The organism is Streptomyces sp. NPDC051561 (assembly GCF_044454195.1).
In the GTDB taxonomy this organism is placed as follows: Bacteria; Actinomycetota; Actinomycetes; order Streptomycetales; family Streptomycetaceae; genus Streptomyces.
The window spans coordinates 1-13,916 of sequence record NZ_JBITDM010000012.1 but is presented as its reverse complement, the minus strand read 5'-3'; the positions used below and the strand labels follow the sequence as shown (position 1 = coordinate 13,916).

Here is a 13,916-nt window from a genome sequence, read left to right as displayed (position 1 = left end):
GATCGTGGCCAACGGCGCGAATGCTGTCAACGGCCCATGGGCGAAGCCGAGTCCGTGGCAGCGCCACGCCCGCGACGTCGAAGCGCCCGCCCGAAGCGCCCCCTCCCGAAGCGCCCCCTCCCGAAGCGCCCGTCCGAAGCGCCCGCCCGGTGCGGCCCGGTGCGATGGCCACCGCTCCGGCCGCCGGCCAGGGCAACCGGAATGTTGCGATCCGATGCGAGATGTGCGGCAACTTGTGTACAGGGGTCGCGAGTTGCCCTCGTACAGGCGATTGTGGAGGGTATGGCCACGCCGCCCGTACCACCGCAACAGCCGCCCGGAGGGGGCTTCGGCCCGCCGCGTGACGGACCGCCTCCCGGACCTCCTGGACCACCCGTCGGGCCGCCCGGCGGCTACGGGCCGCCGACGGCCGGCGGCGGACCCGGCCGGCCGCCCGGCGACCAGCCTCCCGGAGGTGGCCCGCCCCTGGGCCCCAGTGGGCGCCGACCGCTGATCATCGTCCTGGCGGTCGTTCTGGCGGTGGCCGTCGTCGTGGCGATCGTGCTGATCGTGAACGGCGGCGGGGATCCCGAGGGACCCGCCGGGCCCAGCCCCACCAGCACGAAGCCCGGCCCCTCCTTCAGCCTGCCGAGCGAGTTCCCCACCTCCCTCCCCTCGGACTTCCCGACCTCACTGCCCTCCGGCTTCCCCACGAAACTCCCCAGTGACTTCCCCACGGAGTTCCCCGACCTGCCGTCCGACTTCCCTTCCGACCTGGAGTCCTTCCTCCCCTGAGGGTGTTCGGCCGGGAGGGAACCCTGGGGGCCCAAAATGCGTTCTCAAGAGCAGGAGCGGCATCCGCCGCGGAGGAGGCGTCAAAGATGTCGAAGAGTGCCAAGGTCGCCACCGGCGGTGTCGTGATCGGTATCGCCCTCATCTGGATCATCGGATTCTGGCCCGCGCTGCTGGTCATGGTGGGTGTTCCCGTCGGCGCGTACCTGCTGCTGGACAAGACCCAGCGCCGCAGGCTCCAGCGGATCACCCGCAAGGAGCTCGGCCGCTGACCCCGGGCGCCCACGTATAGGCTCCCGATGAATCACTTGTACGACGGGAAAAGGGGAGTCCCTCGTGGGCGCAACAGTCACGGCAGCAGTCACGGCAGTGAGCAGCAACAGCAGCTATTCGTTCACCAAGCCCAACCGCGACAGCATCACCCTGCTGGCAGGACTCGGGGTCGAGGGGGACGTCCACGCGGGGGTCACCGTCAAGCACCGCTCCCGCGTCGCCCAGGACCCCACGCAGCCCAACCTGCGACAGGTCCACTTCATCCACCAGGAACTCTTCGACGAAGTGCGGCAGCAGGGTTTCGAGGTGCGGCCGGGACAGCTCGGCGAGAACGTCACCACCAGCGGCATCGACCTGCTCGCCCTCCCCGTGGGCACGCTGCTGCGCCTGGGCGGCGAAGCCGTCGTGGAGGTCACCGGACTGCGCAACCCGTGTCTGCAGATCGACAACTTCCAGGACGGCCTGCTCAAGCAGGTCGTCGGCCGGGACCCCGACGGTGCGGTCGTCCGCAAGGCCGGAATCATGGGCATCGTGCGCACCGGCGGCCGCGTCGGGCCCGGTGACACCATCACCGTGGAACTTCCCGCGGAACCGCACCGCCCGCTCGAACGGGTCTGACCGGCGAGAGAGTTGCGCTCCCCGGGCTCGGGGCAGGGGTCGCTTCGCGAAAGAACCCTCAGGCCGGCCGTACCGCCATCTTCTCCAGCGACTCCAGCAGCCCGGGCAGCTCCGAACCCCGCCCCACCGGCAGGACCTCCCCTGGCTCGTCGTCCAGCAGCAGGAACGCGATGTCATCGGTCCTGGCCACCAGCGACCAGCCCGGACCGTCCGCCCGCAGGGTACGGGCATCACTGCTGGCGAACGCCGATCGCACCCGGCCCAGCGGCGGCGGCTCGGCGACGTACCCGTGCAGCTCGTCGATCACCCGCCGCACCCCCGGGTGAAGTTCCCCCTCCACACCGGTGAACGCCTCGGTCCCGCTGTCCTCGTCGAGCTGCCCACGCCAGTTCGCCCACTGCCGGGCGATCTCGTCCGCGCCCAGCCTGCGCTGCGCCGGGCCCCACTGCTCCGTGTCCGGCGGTGTCAGCGCGGGCCCGGCATCCGGATCATCGTCGTCCGGTACGGGGTCGTGGGGAGCCGGGACGTTGGGCGCGGACACCGCGAGGGCGAGCGGCCAGCCCGGCAGCGCCGCCACCACCGAGCGCTCCGGTGGCGAGAGGTCGTACTCCATGCCGCAGTCCCAGGAGGCGATGGCCACCGCCACCAGCGACACGTCGTCCACGGCCACCGTCCAGCGCGCCCCGTCCCCGTCCTGACCGAGCACCAGCCCGTACCCCTCACCCAGCGGCTCCAGGCCGAGCGCCGCGCAGGCCGCGGGAAAGTCGTCGCCGAGCACGCTCGGGAACTGCGCAGGCGTCAGCAGTACCGCGGTGAGCACAAACAGCGCGTCGTCGTCCCCGGCAGCTTCCGTCCCCGTCACGGCACCCTCCCCAGATGATCGCTAGTCGGCGAACCTTAACCAGCGAGTAACCGGCTCGTCGAGGGCCGACGGCACCCAATCGCACACAAGCTCTCAGGCGGCGGGCAGGCCCAGCAGACTTCTGGCCACCCGCTGCGGCGGCTCGTCCCGCTCCCGCGCCAGCGCGATCACCGCCCGGCAGGCCAGCTCCGTCACCCCGAACGACAGCGCCTCCGGCGACACCCACCCCGCCGCCTCGTCGCTGCGCTGCTCGTCGTCCTCCGCGCAGGCGGCCACATAGACCGCGGCCGCCTCGAAGAGGTTGTGCCGTCGCTGAGCCTCCCGCGCCTGCGGAACCCTGGGCGTGAGCGGCTCCTTGAGCGACCGGAAGAATCCCTTGATCGTGTTCAGCACCCGGACCACATCCCCGTGAGCAGTAGATCGGCGGACACTCCAAGTGTGCCCCCTGGCCGTAGAGTTGAGCCTCCGTCGCACCGGAAGCCGGTGCGCCGGAGCAGCGTCACGGGAATCGGCAGAGGGGCGACGTGCGGTGAAGCGCTACGACCGGCTGGGGCAGATCCGACGGCTCGATCCGGAGCGGGATTTCCTGCGGATCTACCGGATGACCGCCACCTACGAGTTCCCCTGGGACTTCGCCAGAGCCCTGGAACTTGCCCTCTACCGCACCTACGCGATGCCCAGCATCGGCCGCCTGCTCGCTGAGACCGCCGAACTCACCGACCGCACCCAGAAGCGCTACGACGACACCGCCCTCCTGCTGGACACGGTCGTCGAGCACGGTTTCGGCAGCGAGGCGGGCCGCACCGCCCTCCGCCGGATCAACCGCATGCACCGCAGCTACGACATCAGCAACGACGACATGCGCTACGTCCTCGCCACCTTCGTCGTCGTACCCAAGCGCTGGATCGACAGCTACGGCTGGCGCCGCCTCACCGACCACGAACTGCGCGCCTCGACGGCGTACTACCGCACCCTCGGCACCCACCTGGGCATCCGCGACATCCCGCACTCCTTCGAGGAGTTCGAGCGCTGCCTCGACCTCCACGAGGCCGAGCGCTTCGGCTGGGACGAGGGGGCCCGCAAGGTCTCGGACGCCACCCTCGACCTGATGGCCTCCTGGTACGGGCCACTGGCACCCGTCGCGCGCGGTGCGAGCCTCGCCCTCCTCGACGACCCGCTGCTGCGGGCCTTCCGGTACGAGCGCCCGCATCCGGTCGCCCGCGCCGCGGTCAGTGGCGCCCTGCGGCTGCGCGCACGCCTGGTGCGCCTGCTGCCACCCCGCAGGACACCGCACTACGCGCGCCAGAACCCGGAGATCAAGGGGTATCCGGACGGCTACGAGGTCGCCGGCCTGGGCACCCTTCCCGTTCCTGGGGTACGCGGCTGCCCGGTGCCGCACGGTCAGCGCACCCGGTAGGGCCGGCGGTCAGGCAGGTGTGTCGCGGGAGGCCAGCGCCAGGAAGCGGTCGTCCTGGTCGACGTAGCTGAGCAGGCTCCAGCCCGAACCCGCGAGCAGCGGACGGAGGTTGGGCTCCGCACGCAGGTCGGAGTCGGTGAGCTGCCGTCCCTGCCGGGCGGCGAGGGCGGCCCGGCCCACCGGGTGGAACAGGGCGAGCAGCCCGCCGGGGCGTACGGTGCGGGCCAGTTCGCGCAGGTTCCCGGCGGGGTGCGGCAGGTGTGCGATCAGCCCGGCGGCGAAGACCCCGTCCAGGACGCTTGACCGGAGCGGGAGGCGGGCCACGTCGGACTGGGTGAGCAGGGCGCGGTGGTCGCGTCGCTTGCCCGCCGCCTCCGTCAGCATCTCCCATGTCAGGTCCGCGCCCAGTACCGTGCCCGAACTCCCCACGGCCGTACGCAGGTACGGCAGCGCACGCCCCGTACCGCAACCGGCGTCGAGCACCGCCCCGCCGGAGGGCAACCCCATCGCGGCGACCGCTGCGGCGTAGGCGGGGCCGTCGCCCGCGAAACGCGTGTCCCACCGGGCGGCCCGGGCGCCGAAGAACTCCTGAACCTGCGTGTGGTCGTCAACCTGCGTGGGGTCATCAGTCATGACCTCATGATCCCCCCGTCGCGGGTGTTCCTGCGGTCGGTCAGGGCGCGCATGTTCGAGCCCGCTGCGATCGTCGCGGGCAACGTTCCCGCCATATTCGGTCTGCTTTCGAAACCCGGCCCGGCGGTGCGCACCACCGGGACTACCGTCCGGACTCCACGGGCACACCGCGCCTCAGCCGGAGCCGGAGAGAGCCACGGATGATCGAGCATCAGAGGGCCGCCGAGGGCAGCACCCAGTGGTACGACGCGGAGGCAGGACCTCTGGTACGCCCCTACGCGCGCACCGGCGTGCGTGCCGACAAATCCGGAACGGGCGCGGGTGCGGCACCGGTCGCCGGCCCGCGCCTGGACCTCGTCACGCTGGTCTCCGCCACCGCCGACGCGGGCGAACCCGATGCGGAGCTGCTCGGTCACGTGCACCACACCCTGCTCGGGCTCTGCCGCACCGGGACCCGGACCGTGGCCGACCTGGCCTCGTCCTCGGATCTGCCGATCGGCGTCGTGCGCGCCCTGGTGGAGGACCTGGCCCGCGCGGGACTGGTGACCTGTGACGTCGCCTCACACCCCGCCGGGCTTCCCGCGGAGCTCCCCGTACAGGAACTCATCGACGGGCTTCGTGCCCTGTGACACCCGTACCCGACCGGTCCGCACGCACCTCAGGACCTCGCCCGCGTGCCCTCTCCGCCCCGAGCCCGACCGCCGAAAGAAGCGCCCGATGACCCTTGAGCAGAACCCCGGCACGCACACCCCCGACGCGGAGGGCGGCGAGGGCGACGGTGCGCCCCTGGCGCTGAAAATACTGGTCTCGGGCGGTTTCGGTGTCGGCAAGACCACGCTGGTCGGTTCCGTCAGCGAGATACGCCCACTGCGCACCGAGGAGTTGCTCAGCGAGGCGGGTGACGGAGTGGACGACACCTCGGGGGTCGACCACAAGGCGTCCACCACCGTGGCCATGGACTTCGGTCGCATCACCATCCGGTCCGGGCTCTCCCTGTACCTGTTCGGGACCCCGGGTCAGGACCGCTTCTGGTTCCTCTGGGACGACCTCTCGCAGGGGGCACTGGGCGCCGTGGTCGTCGCCGACACCCGCAGACTCGCCGACAGCTTCTTCGCCGTGGACTACTTCGAGGACCGCCGCATCCCCTTCGTCGTGGCGGTCAACTGCTTCGCAGGTACGCAGACCTACGGGGCGCGCGAGGTCTCGCAGGCGCTCGATCTCGACCGGGGCACCCCCGTCGTGCTGTGCGACGCGCGCGACCGCGACTCCGGCAAGGAAGTGCTGATCCGGCTGGTCGAGTACGCGGGACGGGTGCACACCACACGCATGCTGGAATCAATGGGCTGAGCGTGCCCTCCGTGCCTCGTCAGGCCTCTGTGCCCGTGCTCCGCGCCGCCCCCGCGACCTTCCGGTGATCGAGATCTGCTTGCCGCCACGCCGACTGTGGGTAAGGCTTGCAAAAGAACAGGGGACACGGGGAACGAATGAGCGGGGAGAGCCGAAGCATGGCGCTGAACAAGGGACTTGACTGGCTGCTCGACGACCTGACCAGCCGGATCCATCACATCCGGCATGCACTGGTCCTCTCCAACGACGGGCTGGTGACCGGAGCGAGCGCCGGACTGGAACGGCCGGACGCCGAACACCTCGCCGCGGTCTCGTCGGGGCTGCACAGCCTGGCCAAGGGATCCGGGCGGCACTTCGGAGCGGGAAAGGTCCGGCAGACCATGGTCGAATTCGACGACGGTGTCCTGTTCGTCACTGCGGCGGGCGATGGTAGCTGTCTGTGCGTACTGAGTGCCGCCGAGGCCGACTTCGGGCAGATCGCATACGAGATGACCCTGCTCGTCAACCGGGTGGGCGAGCATCTCGGAGTGGCTGCCCGACAGCCGGGAATCTGACGGGAGTTCCGGTCTGACCTGCTGGAACGCGTGCGGTCCTGGAGTTGTCCACAAGGGGTTTTCCACAGGCCGGGCGCGATCCGGCGCACCGGGCTACGGTCGTCACCGAGAGTGTTCGTACTTCACGGGGAGGACCGCCATGGCCGTCAGGGACATCAGGAGGGCGCGGGTTCACGGCGCCGACGCACGCGGCGCCGACGCACGCTGGCTCGACGCACGCGGTGCCGGTGCTTACGGGGCCAGTGCTTACGGGGCCAGTGCCCACGGCACCGTCACCGCCGTACGCGCCGCGCAGGAACTCGGGTTGAAACGGGGTGAGTTCGGCCTCGCGGTGCAGCTCGGCCGGATTCGTACCGTGCCGGACTGCGGTGGCGGGCGCCGCCGGGTGGCCTGCGAAGAACTCGACCGGCTGCGGGAGTCGGAGAGGTCGGGCACACCGCTCAAGGTGCGGCTGCGGACCGTCGACGCGGGCCAGGGGGCAGAGCTGATGGGTGTCGGGCCATTCCGCTTCCACGCCCTGGCCCGGGCCGGATACCTCAGCCCCTTCACCTTCCACCTCAACCACAACAGGGCCGTCGACTGGCGCTATCTCGCCGAGGAACTGACCGACTTCACGGCCCGTCACCCCGGGCTGCTGACCGGGGACTACCCGCAGTCCCTGCGCGCCGCCCTCGACGCAGGGGAGGACCGCCGTCCCCGCAACTGGCGCAGTCGCCGCCTGGGACAGTTGCTCGGCCGCACCGACGACCCCTGGGAACAGGCGGCGATCTTCAGCTCCCTGCTGGCCCCGGAAGACCTGGCCGCAGCGGTGCGGCACCCCTACGAGACCGCGCTCCTGGAGGGCCTCCGGTCGGGTCTGGTCGCGGCCGCGCCCGCGGATCCGGTCGCCCGCGGCGTCGTGCGCCGGCTCACCGTCGCGAGGGACCGTGACGAGGCCGAGTGGATCAGGGCGAGCCTGGCCCTCTCCCTGGCCGAGGCGCGGGCGCAGCGGCCGCTGCCGATCCCGGACGGGAACGCAGGCCTGCGGACTCCGGAGGGGAACGCCGGCCGGTCCCCGAGGCCCACCTGGGCACGCGGCGTGCGGTTGTGGCTGCACCGCGGGACCGGCCGCAGGGCGAGGACCGCGAAGGCACCAGGACAGCCGGACCGGCCAGGGGAGGGATCGACGAGGGGGGCCGGCGGATGAGGCAGACTGATCCATGTGTCGTCTCCTCGTCGTGTCTGCCCCGTGTGCCGCCGTGAAATCGCAGTCGTCGCCGCCCGCTTCGCCCGCCACGACCCACCGGGGGCACGTGGCACCACCGAGCTGATCTCCTGCCCCGGTTCACGCACCACCGCTCCGCTCGGGTCGGCCGTGCAGCCGTCCCTGGACGGCTACGCCGTGCCCGAGTTCCCGGGTCAGCTCCCGCTGTTCTGACCGTCGAGGTAGACCCACTGCCCGTCGGCGCGCACGAACCGGCTCAGCTCCTGCTGGCTGTCCGGCTGCCCGTCGTGGACGTAATGGGCACGGAATTCGACGGTCCCCTCCTGGTGGAAGGCGCTGCCACCGGTCGCACCCAGGATGTCGAGCCCGGTCCACCGCTGGTGCCGGTCGAGATCCAGCGACGCGGGCCGGGTCGTCGGATGCCAGGTCCGGAGCAGATACGCGGCATCGAGCATCACGAACGCGCTGTAGCGCGATCGCATCAACCGCTCGGCGGTCGGAGCGGCGGCACCGCCCCGGTGGAAGGGGCCGCAGCACGCCGCATAGGACTGCTCACGACCGCACGGGCAGGGGGCAACGGAATCGGACTTCGTACGAGAACGAGGCATCTGGGACATGCCCCCATCCTCGCCGAAACCCGCTGCCGCTCACGCCCGGCCCTGCCCCCGGGGGCTTTCCCCCGGGAAGTGGGTGCGGAGGATCAGAGCCCGCCCCGCAGCTGCTCCCACTCCCGGCGGTCCCGCTTGGTGGGCCGTCCCGCTCCACGCTCCCGTACGCCCGCGCCCAGGATCTCCCTGGGCGGACGCGGCGCACTCTTGTCGACATAGCACTCCGCCGCGGGGACGGCGCCGACCCGCTTGCGCACCAGCTGGGACACGATGACGACGCGCTCCCAGCCTTCCTGCCGTACCCGGACCTCGTCGCCGATCCGCACCGACTGCGCGGGCTTGGCACGCTCACCGTTGATCCGCACATGCCCGGCCTTGCAGGCGGCCGCGCCTGCCGACCGCGTCTTCGCCAGCCGCACGGACCAGATCCAGCTGTCGACCCGTACCGTTCCTGTATCCGAAGCCATACCGCCACCCTAATGCGGTGCGCTCAGTGCCAGCCGCAGAGCGTTCAGGGACGGCTGGGCCGCCACCCGGCAGGACGGCACCAGGTTCGCGAAGTTCAGGAAGCCGTGCACCATCTCCTCCTGGACGTCCAGCTGCGCGGAGCCCCCGGCCTCGCGCAACTGCCCCGCGTATGCCTTCCCCTCGTCCAGCAGCGGGTCGTTGCCCGCGACCAGGACGTACGCGGGAGCGAGCCCGGACAGGTCGTCCGCCAGGGACACCGCTCCGTACGGGACGGCGTCCTCCCGGGAGATCGCCCCGAAGTGATGCCGCTGGAAGAAGCTCATCGCGTCCACCCCCAGCATCGGTGCCTCGGCGAAACGGCGGCGTGAGGGCGTGACGTCCACCCCCGTGGCCGGGTACCAGAGCAACTGGAGGGCAGGCTGCGGCAGCCCCCGGTCGCGAGCCATCAGACACACCGCCGCCGTGATCGAAGCCCCCGCACTGTCCCCGGCCAGCGCGATCCGCGCCGGATCTCCGCCCAGTTCGCCCGCGTGCTCCCGCACCCAGGCGTACGCGGCGTAACCGTCCTCCAGGGCGGCCGGGAACGGATGCTCGGGCGACAGCCGGTAGTCGACCGACACCACGATCGACCCGCTCTCCTGCGCCGTCGTCCGGCACAGCGCGTCATGACTGTCCAGGTCGCCGATGACGAACCCGCCGCCGTGGCAGAACACCGTCACCGGCAGTCCCGGCTCCAGGGACGGGTGGTAGACGCGCACCGGGATCTCTCCCACGGGCCCGGGAACGCTCCGGTTCACGACCTTCGGGAGCTGCGTGGTGACCGGCATCAACGCGAGCGCGGCCGCCGACTGCTTGCGGAACGCGACGGGATCCAGGGACCAGTTCATCGGCGGAATCAGACCGAGGAACTGCTGGAGTGCGGGTTCGATCGGCATATGTCGCTCCCTGGCGGGTGGTCGATGATGCGCAGAATGTACGTGGCTCCTGCACACGGGGGAAGAGCCGCACCCGCCCCGCGCCGCCGTCCTACAGTGGGGACGGACTCGGCGGGGCACGGAAACGCGGGAGGATGCGGGCGGTGAGCGACATGTCGTGGCCGGTCCGGCTGTCACCGCGAGCGGCCCGGGTGGCCGCCGAACTGCCCCACCACGCAACGGAGATGGTGCGCGACGTGCTGGACCTCGCCGCGCTCTCCCCGTGGGGCTTCACCCAGTGGAACCCCGCCGACCCGGAGGGCGAGGACGTACGGTCCGCGTCGATCGGACAGCTCACCGTCGTCTACTGGGTCAACCGCGCGGCCCACCGCCTCTCGGCCCTCGACGTCGTCTGGTCCGGGTGACGGATCCCCTGGCGGGAGTGGGTGAGCGGGCCCCGAACCCCTGCCTCCGCGGTGCGCACCGCGTCCCGGATGCGGAAGACTGGTGACAACTGCCTACTGGAAGCAGGGGCCGGACGCACCCGGCCTCCGTACCGGCGCTCCGAAGGGTTCCGTCATGTCCCTCGTCCGTCATGCCCCCGCCGCCGCGGCCTGCGTCGCCGTCCTCGCCGGAAGCCTGCTGCTCGCCCCGGGAGCGGCCGCCGTGGGGGCTGCCCCCGACCCGTCCGGTTGCGCGGCCCTCCAGCGCGATGTGGACGCCTATCGCCGGGGCGAGGTCCAGTACTTCGTCGATCCCACCCCGGCCTGGAGGGCGGCGGCCGAGGAGAACGGCTGCACCATCTGCGGCCTCTGAGGAGGTCTGGGCACAGACCTCCGGATGGCCCGCCGCACGGATCCCGAGCCGATGGACCGGGCGGATGGATCCACGAACGGCCCTGACGGACCTCCGGCCAGGTCCGAGCGCCACCCGCGTCAGGCGGGCAGCCGGTTCGGGTGGGACATCCGGCGTGCCGCCCGCAACAGCCCCTGGATCTGCGGGCCGGCCTGCTCGGCGCCGGTCACCGGCGTCGGGAAGGCCAGCCGTACGTCGCTGTGCTTGCGCGGGTACTCCAGCCGCAGCGTAAGCCCGTACCGGTCCATGGCGAGGGGTACGGCCCGGGTCAGCTCGGCCGTCCTCGGGGCGCGGACCAGCCGGAGCAGCAACGGGATCAACTCGGCGTGCGAGTCCATGAGATGGGTCAGCATCCCGGCCTCGCAGGTGGTGAGGGGATCCGGGGCCACCTCCTCCAGCGCCTCCAGGGTGACGAAGTGGCGTCCGTCGGCGTCCTCGATGACCGCCTGCCCGAATTCCATGCAGGTGCTCTCGTCCGTCTCGGACGTACGGTAAGGAGCGGCCAGCAGCCCGGTGACCGTGACCCGCGAGCGGACCCGGTCCCGTACCGGAGTGGGGGCGATGTCGGTGAACTCCAGCCGCACCGGGATGCGTTCACTGCCCGGCGGCGGAGGGGTTTCGGGCGTGGGCGCGTGGACGTGAATGCGGGTCATCACCCCGGCCCCGTCGAGCCTGCGTACTTCGGTGTGCAGACCGTCGCTGACGACCGTCATCGAATGTGCCGCGGCCAGCACGGACCGGACACGTTCGGCAGTGGTCGGCTGCGGGGCGCGGGAACGGGGCAGGCGCATGCGGATTCTCCAGAAGGCAGCGGTGGGGGAGCACCGGGCTTGGCTACTTAGGTAAGCCTAACCTAATGCACCTTGCGCTGGATATGGGGGCGCCACGGCCGGATTCCCCTCCGGTGGGCCCGCCCGGCGCGTGCTGGCTGCCCCGGTGCAACGCCTCGTCACGGGCGACGCCCGGTGGCCCCCAACACCCGATGCAGCAACGGCGCGTCGGGCGCCACCGCGACCGAAGGTCCCCAGAGCCCCTCGATCGGCGCCTGTCCGATGAAAGTGGCCACATGATCGAAACAGTCGCGCAGAGTCTGCTCGGGCAACTCAAAGGGCCGGCCGGTGGCCTGTGCGAGATCCCAGCCGTGCACCACCACTTCGGTGAGGGCGATCCGCCCCCACTCGGCGCGGGGAAGTTCGAACCCCACCCCGGCATCCGCCGCACCCTCCCAGGCCGCCGGGTCGTCCCATGCGTCTCCGAGCCCCTGGACGCTCTTGGCCAGACTCGTACGCCAGTCGCCCGGCAGGTTCGCGGAACTCGGCCCGCCCGCGGGAAGGGGCTCGATCGCGGCGTCCCGGCGGGCAACACCCGTGAACGCCGCCGAGAGCACCGCGACATGGTCGATGAGGTCGCCGACGCTGTACCGGTCGCAGGGTGTGGGATCCGCCAACTGCTCCTGGCGGACACCCGCCAGTACGTCGTTCATCCGTCGGCAGGCAGGCTTCAGGTCGATCACGGGTGTCCTCCTCGGCTGGCGTACGCGACCCGCACGCGGGGTCCACAAGGGCAGACCGGGGAGGAACCCGAAACTCATCGCTGCGCGAGGCATCGCGGCCTCGCGCAGCCGCCCGCCGCTACTCGAAGCGCGAGGTGTCGCCCGCCCCTCGCCGTACGATCTCGGCCTCGCCGTCGGAGAAGTCCACGACTGTCGTCGGTACCGTCCCGCACTCCCCGGAGTCGATCACCGCGTCCACGACGTGGTCGAGCCGCTCCTTGATCTCCCAGCCCTGCGTCATCGGCTCCTCCTGGTCGGGCAGGAGAAGCGTGCTCGACAGCAGTGGCTCTCCGAGCTCGGCCACCAGGGCCTGTGCGACGACGTGGTCGGGGATGCGCACCCCCACCGTCTTCTTCTTCGGGTGCAGCAGCTGCCGCGGCACCTCCTTCGTGGCCGGCAGGATGAAGGTGTAACTGCCCGGCGTGGCCGCCTTGATGGCACGGAACACCTTGTTGTCGAGCTGCACGAACTGGCCGAGCTGTGCGAAGTCGTGGCACACCAGGGTGAAGTGGTGCCGGTCGTCCAGGTTGCGGATGGACCGGATCCGGTTGATGCCGTCACGGTTGCCCAGCTGGCATCCCAGCGCGTAACACGAGTCGGTCGGATATGCGACGAGCTCGCCGGCCCGGATGCTGTCGGCCACACTCCTGATGGTGCGGGGCTGGGGGTTTTCGGGGTGTACGTCAAAGTACTTCGCCATTTGCCGAGTCTAGGTGATCACTGTGCGGCAGCGTCCGACACCCCGTCCGCCCCGGAGAGAAAACAGGTTCCCGGTGGGCGGTTCTCTGTTGTGCCGCCCATGATTCTCAGCCGAACAGGCTCGACCTTCGGACGGCTCAGAAGCGGTCGGTCGAGCCACTGCTCCTTCTTTACCTTTACGTCGCCGAAGCGGGCCACCGCAGCGGGGTCCCGCACGTGTGCGCACCCGGCAGGCCCGAGTTCCGCCCCTGCGCGCCCCCGGGGAACCAGACCCGGGCGGGCCGACGCCCTAGGCTGCCCCTCGGCCCGACCCGGCCACCGACCTCGCCACTCGTCCCCAGGAGCTCCACCGTGCTCGATCCCGTAGCAGCACTTCCGTTCCCCGACAGCCACCGAGCGGACGAGGCACCCGCTCCACACGAACTGCTCCATCCCGTACTCGGCCTCCTTGGCACCTGGCACGGCAGGGGCAGCGGCGAATACCCGACCCTCGCCGACGGCTTTTCGTACGACCAGGAGGTCACCTTCACCCACGACGGCCGACCGTTCCTCCACTACGAGGCCCGGGCCTGGCTCATCGACGCCGAGGGCACCCCGTTGCGGCCCTCCGCACGAGAGAGCGGATGGTGGCGGCTCCAGCCGGACGGCCGGGTGGAAGCACTGATCACCCAGCCCACCGGTATCGCGGAGGTCGCGGTCGGCCGGGCGGACGGGTCCACGGTCGACCTCGCGACCCACGAGGTGGCGCTCGCTCCCACGGCCAAACAGGTCGACGCCACTCGCCGCCGCTACACCCTCGCCGCAGACGGCACACTGCACTTCGCCCACGACCTCGCGGCCGTCGGCCAGCCCCTCCAGCACCACCTGAAGGCGCACCTGCAACGCCGCGGCTAAGCCGGTCACCCCGACGGGCCTCCGTCCTTCTACGGCAAGATCGTCACCTGCTGAGAGTCACCTGCTGAGAGTCGCCCACTAGATGCCACCAGCTCATTGGCACAAGCGTCGGCCCGAGGCAGATCGGCACAAGCCCAGGTCGGGGGGGGGGGGGGGGGCGGCCCGGGGGGGGGCGGGGCCCGGCGGCCCGCGGGGGGGGGGGGGGGGGGGGGCCGCGCGCCCCCCCCCCCCCCCCCCCCCGCCACCC

General features: G+C 71.3%; 21 protein-coding genes. 12 read left to right on the top strand and 9 right to left on the bottom strand.

All coding sequences use genetic code 11. The annotated features are described in order from the left end of the window. Window positions 1–282 precede the first annotated feature (282 nt). The 3 genes from ACIA73_RS24835 to ACIA73_RS24825 all read left to right on the top strand — a co-directional run bounded on the left by ACIA73_RS24835 (window position 283) and on the right by ACIA73_RS24825 (window position 1,662). Complete coding sequence (locus ACIA73_RS24835) at window positions 283–774, top strand: hypothetical protein (protein ID WP_399440877.1); 492 nt, start codon at window positions 283–285, stop codon at window positions 772–774. An 86-nt stretch (window positions 775–860) separates the two neighbouring features. Beyond that, complete coding sequence (locus ACIA73_RS24830) at window positions 861–1,043, top strand: hypothetical protein (protein WP_399440876.1); 183 nt, start codon at window positions 861–863, stop codon at window positions 1,041–1,043. A 64-nt stretch (window positions 1,044–1,107) separates the two neighbouring features. After that, entirely contained in the window at window positions 1,108–1,662 is a 555-nt protein-coding gene (locus ACIA73_RS24825; protein ID WP_399440875.1) for an MOSC domain-containing protein, read from the top strand. A 58-nt stretch (window positions 1,663–1,720) separates the two neighbouring features. Here the strand turns inward: ACIA73_RS24825 and ACIA73_RS24820 are convergent, their stop codons facing one another. Together ACIA73_RS24820 and ACIA73_RS24815 are read right to left on the bottom strand one after the other, a co-directional pair. Beyond that, complete coding sequence (locus ACIA73_RS24820; protein ID WP_399440874.1) at window positions 1,721–2,524, bottom strand: hypothetical protein; 804 nt, start codon at window positions 2,522–2,524, stop codon at window positions 1,721–1,723. A 93-nt stretch (window positions 2,525–2,617) separates the two neighbouring features. Next, window positions 2,618–2,905 (bottom strand): hypothetical protein, encoded by a 288-nt coding sequence (locus ACIA73_RS24815; protein WP_399441084.1) that lies wholly within the window; start codon window positions 2,903–2,905, stop codon window positions 2,618–2,620. A gap of 148 nt (window positions 2,906–3,053) precedes the next feature. Between ACIA73_RS24815 and ACIA73_RS24810 the strand changes: the two genes are divergently transcribed. Next, complete coding sequence (locus tag ACIA73_RS24810) at window positions 3,054–3,941, top strand: oxygenase MpaB family protein (RefSeq protein ID WP_399440873.1); 888 nt, start codon at window positions 3,054–3,056, stop codon at window positions 3,939–3,941. 9 nt (window positions 3,942–3,950) lie between these two features. Here the strand turns inward: ACIA73_RS24810 and ACIA73_RS24805 are convergent, their stop codons facing one another. Further along, on the bottom strand, window positions 3,951–4,574 hold the full coding sequence (locus ACIA73_RS24805; RefSeq protein ID WP_399440872.1) for a class I SAM-dependent methyltransferase: 624 nt from the start codon (window positions 4,572–4,574) through the stop codon (window positions 3,951–3,953). 200 nt (window positions 4,575–4,774) lie between these two features. Here ACIA73_RS24805 and ACIA73_RS24800 point away from each other — a divergent pair, with 200 nt between their 5' ends. The 5 genes from ACIA73_RS24800 (at window position 4,775) to ACIA73_RS24780 (ending at window position 7,892) form a co-directional block, all read left to right on the top strand. Further along, window positions 4,775–5,203, top strand: coding sequence for a DUF742 domain-containing protein (locus tag ACIA73_RS24800; protein ID WP_399440871.1), 429 nt, complete (start codon window positions 4,775–4,777; stop codon window positions 5,201–5,203). Between the two features lie 88 nt (window positions 5,204–5,291). Then, a complete protein-coding gene (locus tag ACIA73_RS24795; RefSeq protein ID WP_399440870.1) occupies window positions 5,292–5,921 on the top strand; it encodes a GTP-binding protein in 630 nt (209 codons plus the stop codon). 158 nt (window positions 5,922–6,079) lie between these two features. After that, window positions 6,080–6,475 (top strand): roadblock/LC7 domain-containing protein, encoded by a 396-nt coding sequence (locus tag ACIA73_RS24790; protein WP_399440869.1) that lies wholly within the window; start codon window positions 6,080–6,082, stop codon window positions 6,473–6,475. Between the two features lie 139 nt (window positions 6,476–6,614). Next, a complete protein-coding gene (locus ACIA73_RS24785; protein ID WP_399440868.1) occupies window positions 6,615–7,661 on the top strand; it encodes a DUF6397 family protein in 1,047 nt (348 codons plus the stop codon). A gap of 15 nt (window positions 7,662–7,676) precedes the next feature. After that, entirely contained in the window at window positions 7,677–7,892 is a 216-nt protein-coding gene (locus ACIA73_RS24780) for a hypothetical protein (protein WP_345226244.1), read from the top strand. Here the strand turns inward: ACIA73_RS24780 and ACIA73_RS24775 are convergent. The 3 genes from ACIA73_RS24775 to ACIA73_RS24765 all read right to left on the bottom strand — a co-directional run bounded on the left by ACIA73_RS24775 (window position 7,874) and on the right by ACIA73_RS24765 (window position 9,690). Beyond that, the gene (locus ACIA73_RS24775; protein WP_399440867.1) at window positions 7,874–8,296 is read right to left on the bottom strand and encodes a YchJ family protein; all 423 of its coding nucleotides are present in this window, start codon (window positions 8,294–8,296) and stop codon (window positions 7,874–7,876) included. The two genes, ACIA73_RS24780 and ACIA73_RS24775, sit on opposite strands and share 19 nt — an antisense overlap. Window positions 8,297–8,379: 83 nt before the next feature. After that, window positions 8,380–8,754 carry an RNA-binding S4 domain-containing protein gene (locus ACIA73_RS24770; RefSeq protein WP_399440866.1) on the bottom strand — a complete coding sequence of 125 codons (375 nt, stop codon included), beginning with the start codon at window positions 8,752–8,754 and terminating at the stop codon, window positions 8,380–8,382. 9 nt (window positions 8,755–8,763) lie between these two features. After that, window positions 8,764–9,690, bottom strand: a complete 927-nt coding sequence (locus ACIA73_RS24765; RefSeq protein ID WP_399440865.1) for an alpha/beta hydrolase — start codon at window positions 9,688–9,690, stop codon at window positions 8,764–8,766. A gap of 152 nt (window positions 9,691–9,842) precedes the next feature. On the opposite strand from ACIA73_RS24765, the gene ACIA73_RS24760 reads away from it, so the two are divergent. Further along, window positions 9,843–10,094: a hypothetical protein gene (locus ACIA73_RS24760; RefSeq protein ID WP_399441082.1), complete on the top strand. Its 252-nt coding sequence runs from the start codon at window positions 9,843–9,845 to the stop codon at window positions 10,092–10,094. A gap of 82 nt (window positions 10,095–10,176) precedes the next feature. Beyond that, complete coding sequence (locus ACIA73_RS24755) at window positions 10,177–10,485, top strand: hypothetical protein (RefSeq protein WP_399440864.1); 309 nt, start codon at window positions 10,177–10,179, stop codon at window positions 10,483–10,485. 119 nt (window positions 10,486–10,604) lie between these two features. On the opposite strand, the gene ACIA73_RS24750 is transcribed toward ACIA73_RS24755, so the two are convergent. From ACIA73_RS24750 to ACIA73_RS24740, 3 genes are all read right to left on the bottom strand, one after another. After that, on the bottom strand, window positions 10,605–11,315 hold the full coding sequence (locus ACIA73_RS24750) for a DUF2470 domain-containing protein (RefSeq protein WP_399440863.1): 711 nt from the start codon (window positions 11,313–11,315) through the stop codon (window positions 10,605–10,607). A 158-nt stretch (window positions 11,316–11,473) separates the two neighbouring features. Continuing rightward, complete coding sequence (locus ACIA73_RS24745) at window positions 11,474–12,037, bottom strand: TIGR03086 family metal-binding protein (RefSeq protein ID WP_399440862.1); 564 nt, start codon at window positions 12,035–12,037, stop codon at window positions 11,474–11,476. 118 nt (window positions 12,038–12,155) lie between these two features. Continuing rightward, the gene (locus ACIA73_RS24740; RefSeq protein WP_399440861.1) at window positions 12,156–12,776 is read right to left on the bottom strand and encodes an L-threonylcarbamoyladenylate synthase; all 621 of its coding nucleotides are present in this window, start codon (window positions 12,774–12,776) and stop codon (window positions 12,156–12,158) included. A gap of 350 nt (window positions 12,777–13,126) precedes the next feature. Here ACIA73_RS24740 and ACIA73_RS24735 point away from each other — a divergent pair, with 350 nt between their 5' ends. After that, a complete protein-coding gene (locus ACIA73_RS24735; protein ID WP_399440860.1) occupies window positions 13,127–13,669 on the top strand; it encodes an FABP family protein in 543 nt (180 codons plus the stop codon). Window positions 13,670–13,916 lie beyond the last annotated feature (247 nt).

Bases quoted from the DNA above. Each gene is read 5' to 3' on its own strand.
- ACIA73_RS24835 (WP_399440877.1), top strand. From the start codon at position 283: ATGGCCACGCCGCCCGTACCACCGCAACAGCCGCCCGGAGGGGGCTTC.
- ACIA73_RS24830 (WP_399440876.1), top strand. From the start codon at position 861: ATGTCGAAGAGTGCCAAGGTCGCCACCGGCGGTGTCGTGATCGGTATC.
- ACIA73_RS24805 (WP_399440872.1), bottom strand. From the start codon at position 4,574: ATGACTGATGACCCCACGCAGGTTGACGACCACACGCAGGTTCAGGAG.
- ACIA73_RS24800 (WP_399440871.1), top strand. From the start codon at position 4,775: ATGATCGAGCATCAGAGGGCCGCCGAGGGCAGCACCCAGTGGTACGAC.
- ACIA73_RS24795 (WP_399440870.1), top strand. From the start codon at position 5,292: ATGACCCTTGAGCAGAACCCCGGCACGCACACCCCCGACGCGGAGGGC.
- ACIA73_RS24790 (WP_399440869.1), top strand. From the start codon at position 6,080: ATGGCGCTGAACAAGGGACTTGACTGGCTGCTCGACGACCTGACCAGC.
- ACIA73_RS24785 (WP_399440868.1), top strand. From the start codon at position 6,615: ATGGCCGTCAGGGACATCAGGAGGGCGCGGGTTCACGGCGCCGACGCA.
- ACIA73_RS24775 (WP_399440867.1), bottom strand. From the start codon at position 8,296: ATGTCCCAGATGCCTCGTTCTCGTACGAAGTCCGATTCCGTTGCCCCC.
- ACIA73_RS24770 (WP_399440866.1), bottom strand. From the start codon at position 8,754: ATGGCTTCGGATACAGGAACGGTACGGGTCGACAGCTGGATCTGGTCC.
- ACIA73_RS24765 (WP_399440865.1), bottom strand. From the start codon at position 9,690: ATGCCGATCGAACCCGCACTCCAGCAGTTCCTCGGTCTGATTCCGCCG.
- ACIA73_RS24760 (WP_399441082.1), top strand. From the start codon at position 9,843: ATGTCGTGGCCGGTCCGGCTGTCACCGCGAGCGGCCCGGGTGGCCGCC.
- ACIA73_RS24750 (WP_399440863.1), bottom strand. From the start codon at position 11,315: ATGCGCCTGCCCCGTTCCCGCGCCCCGCAGCCGACCACTGCCGAACGT.
- ACIA73_RS24740 (WP_399440861.1), bottom strand. From the start codon at position 12,776: ATGGCGAAGTACTTTGACGTACACCCCGAAAACCCCCAGCCCCGCACC.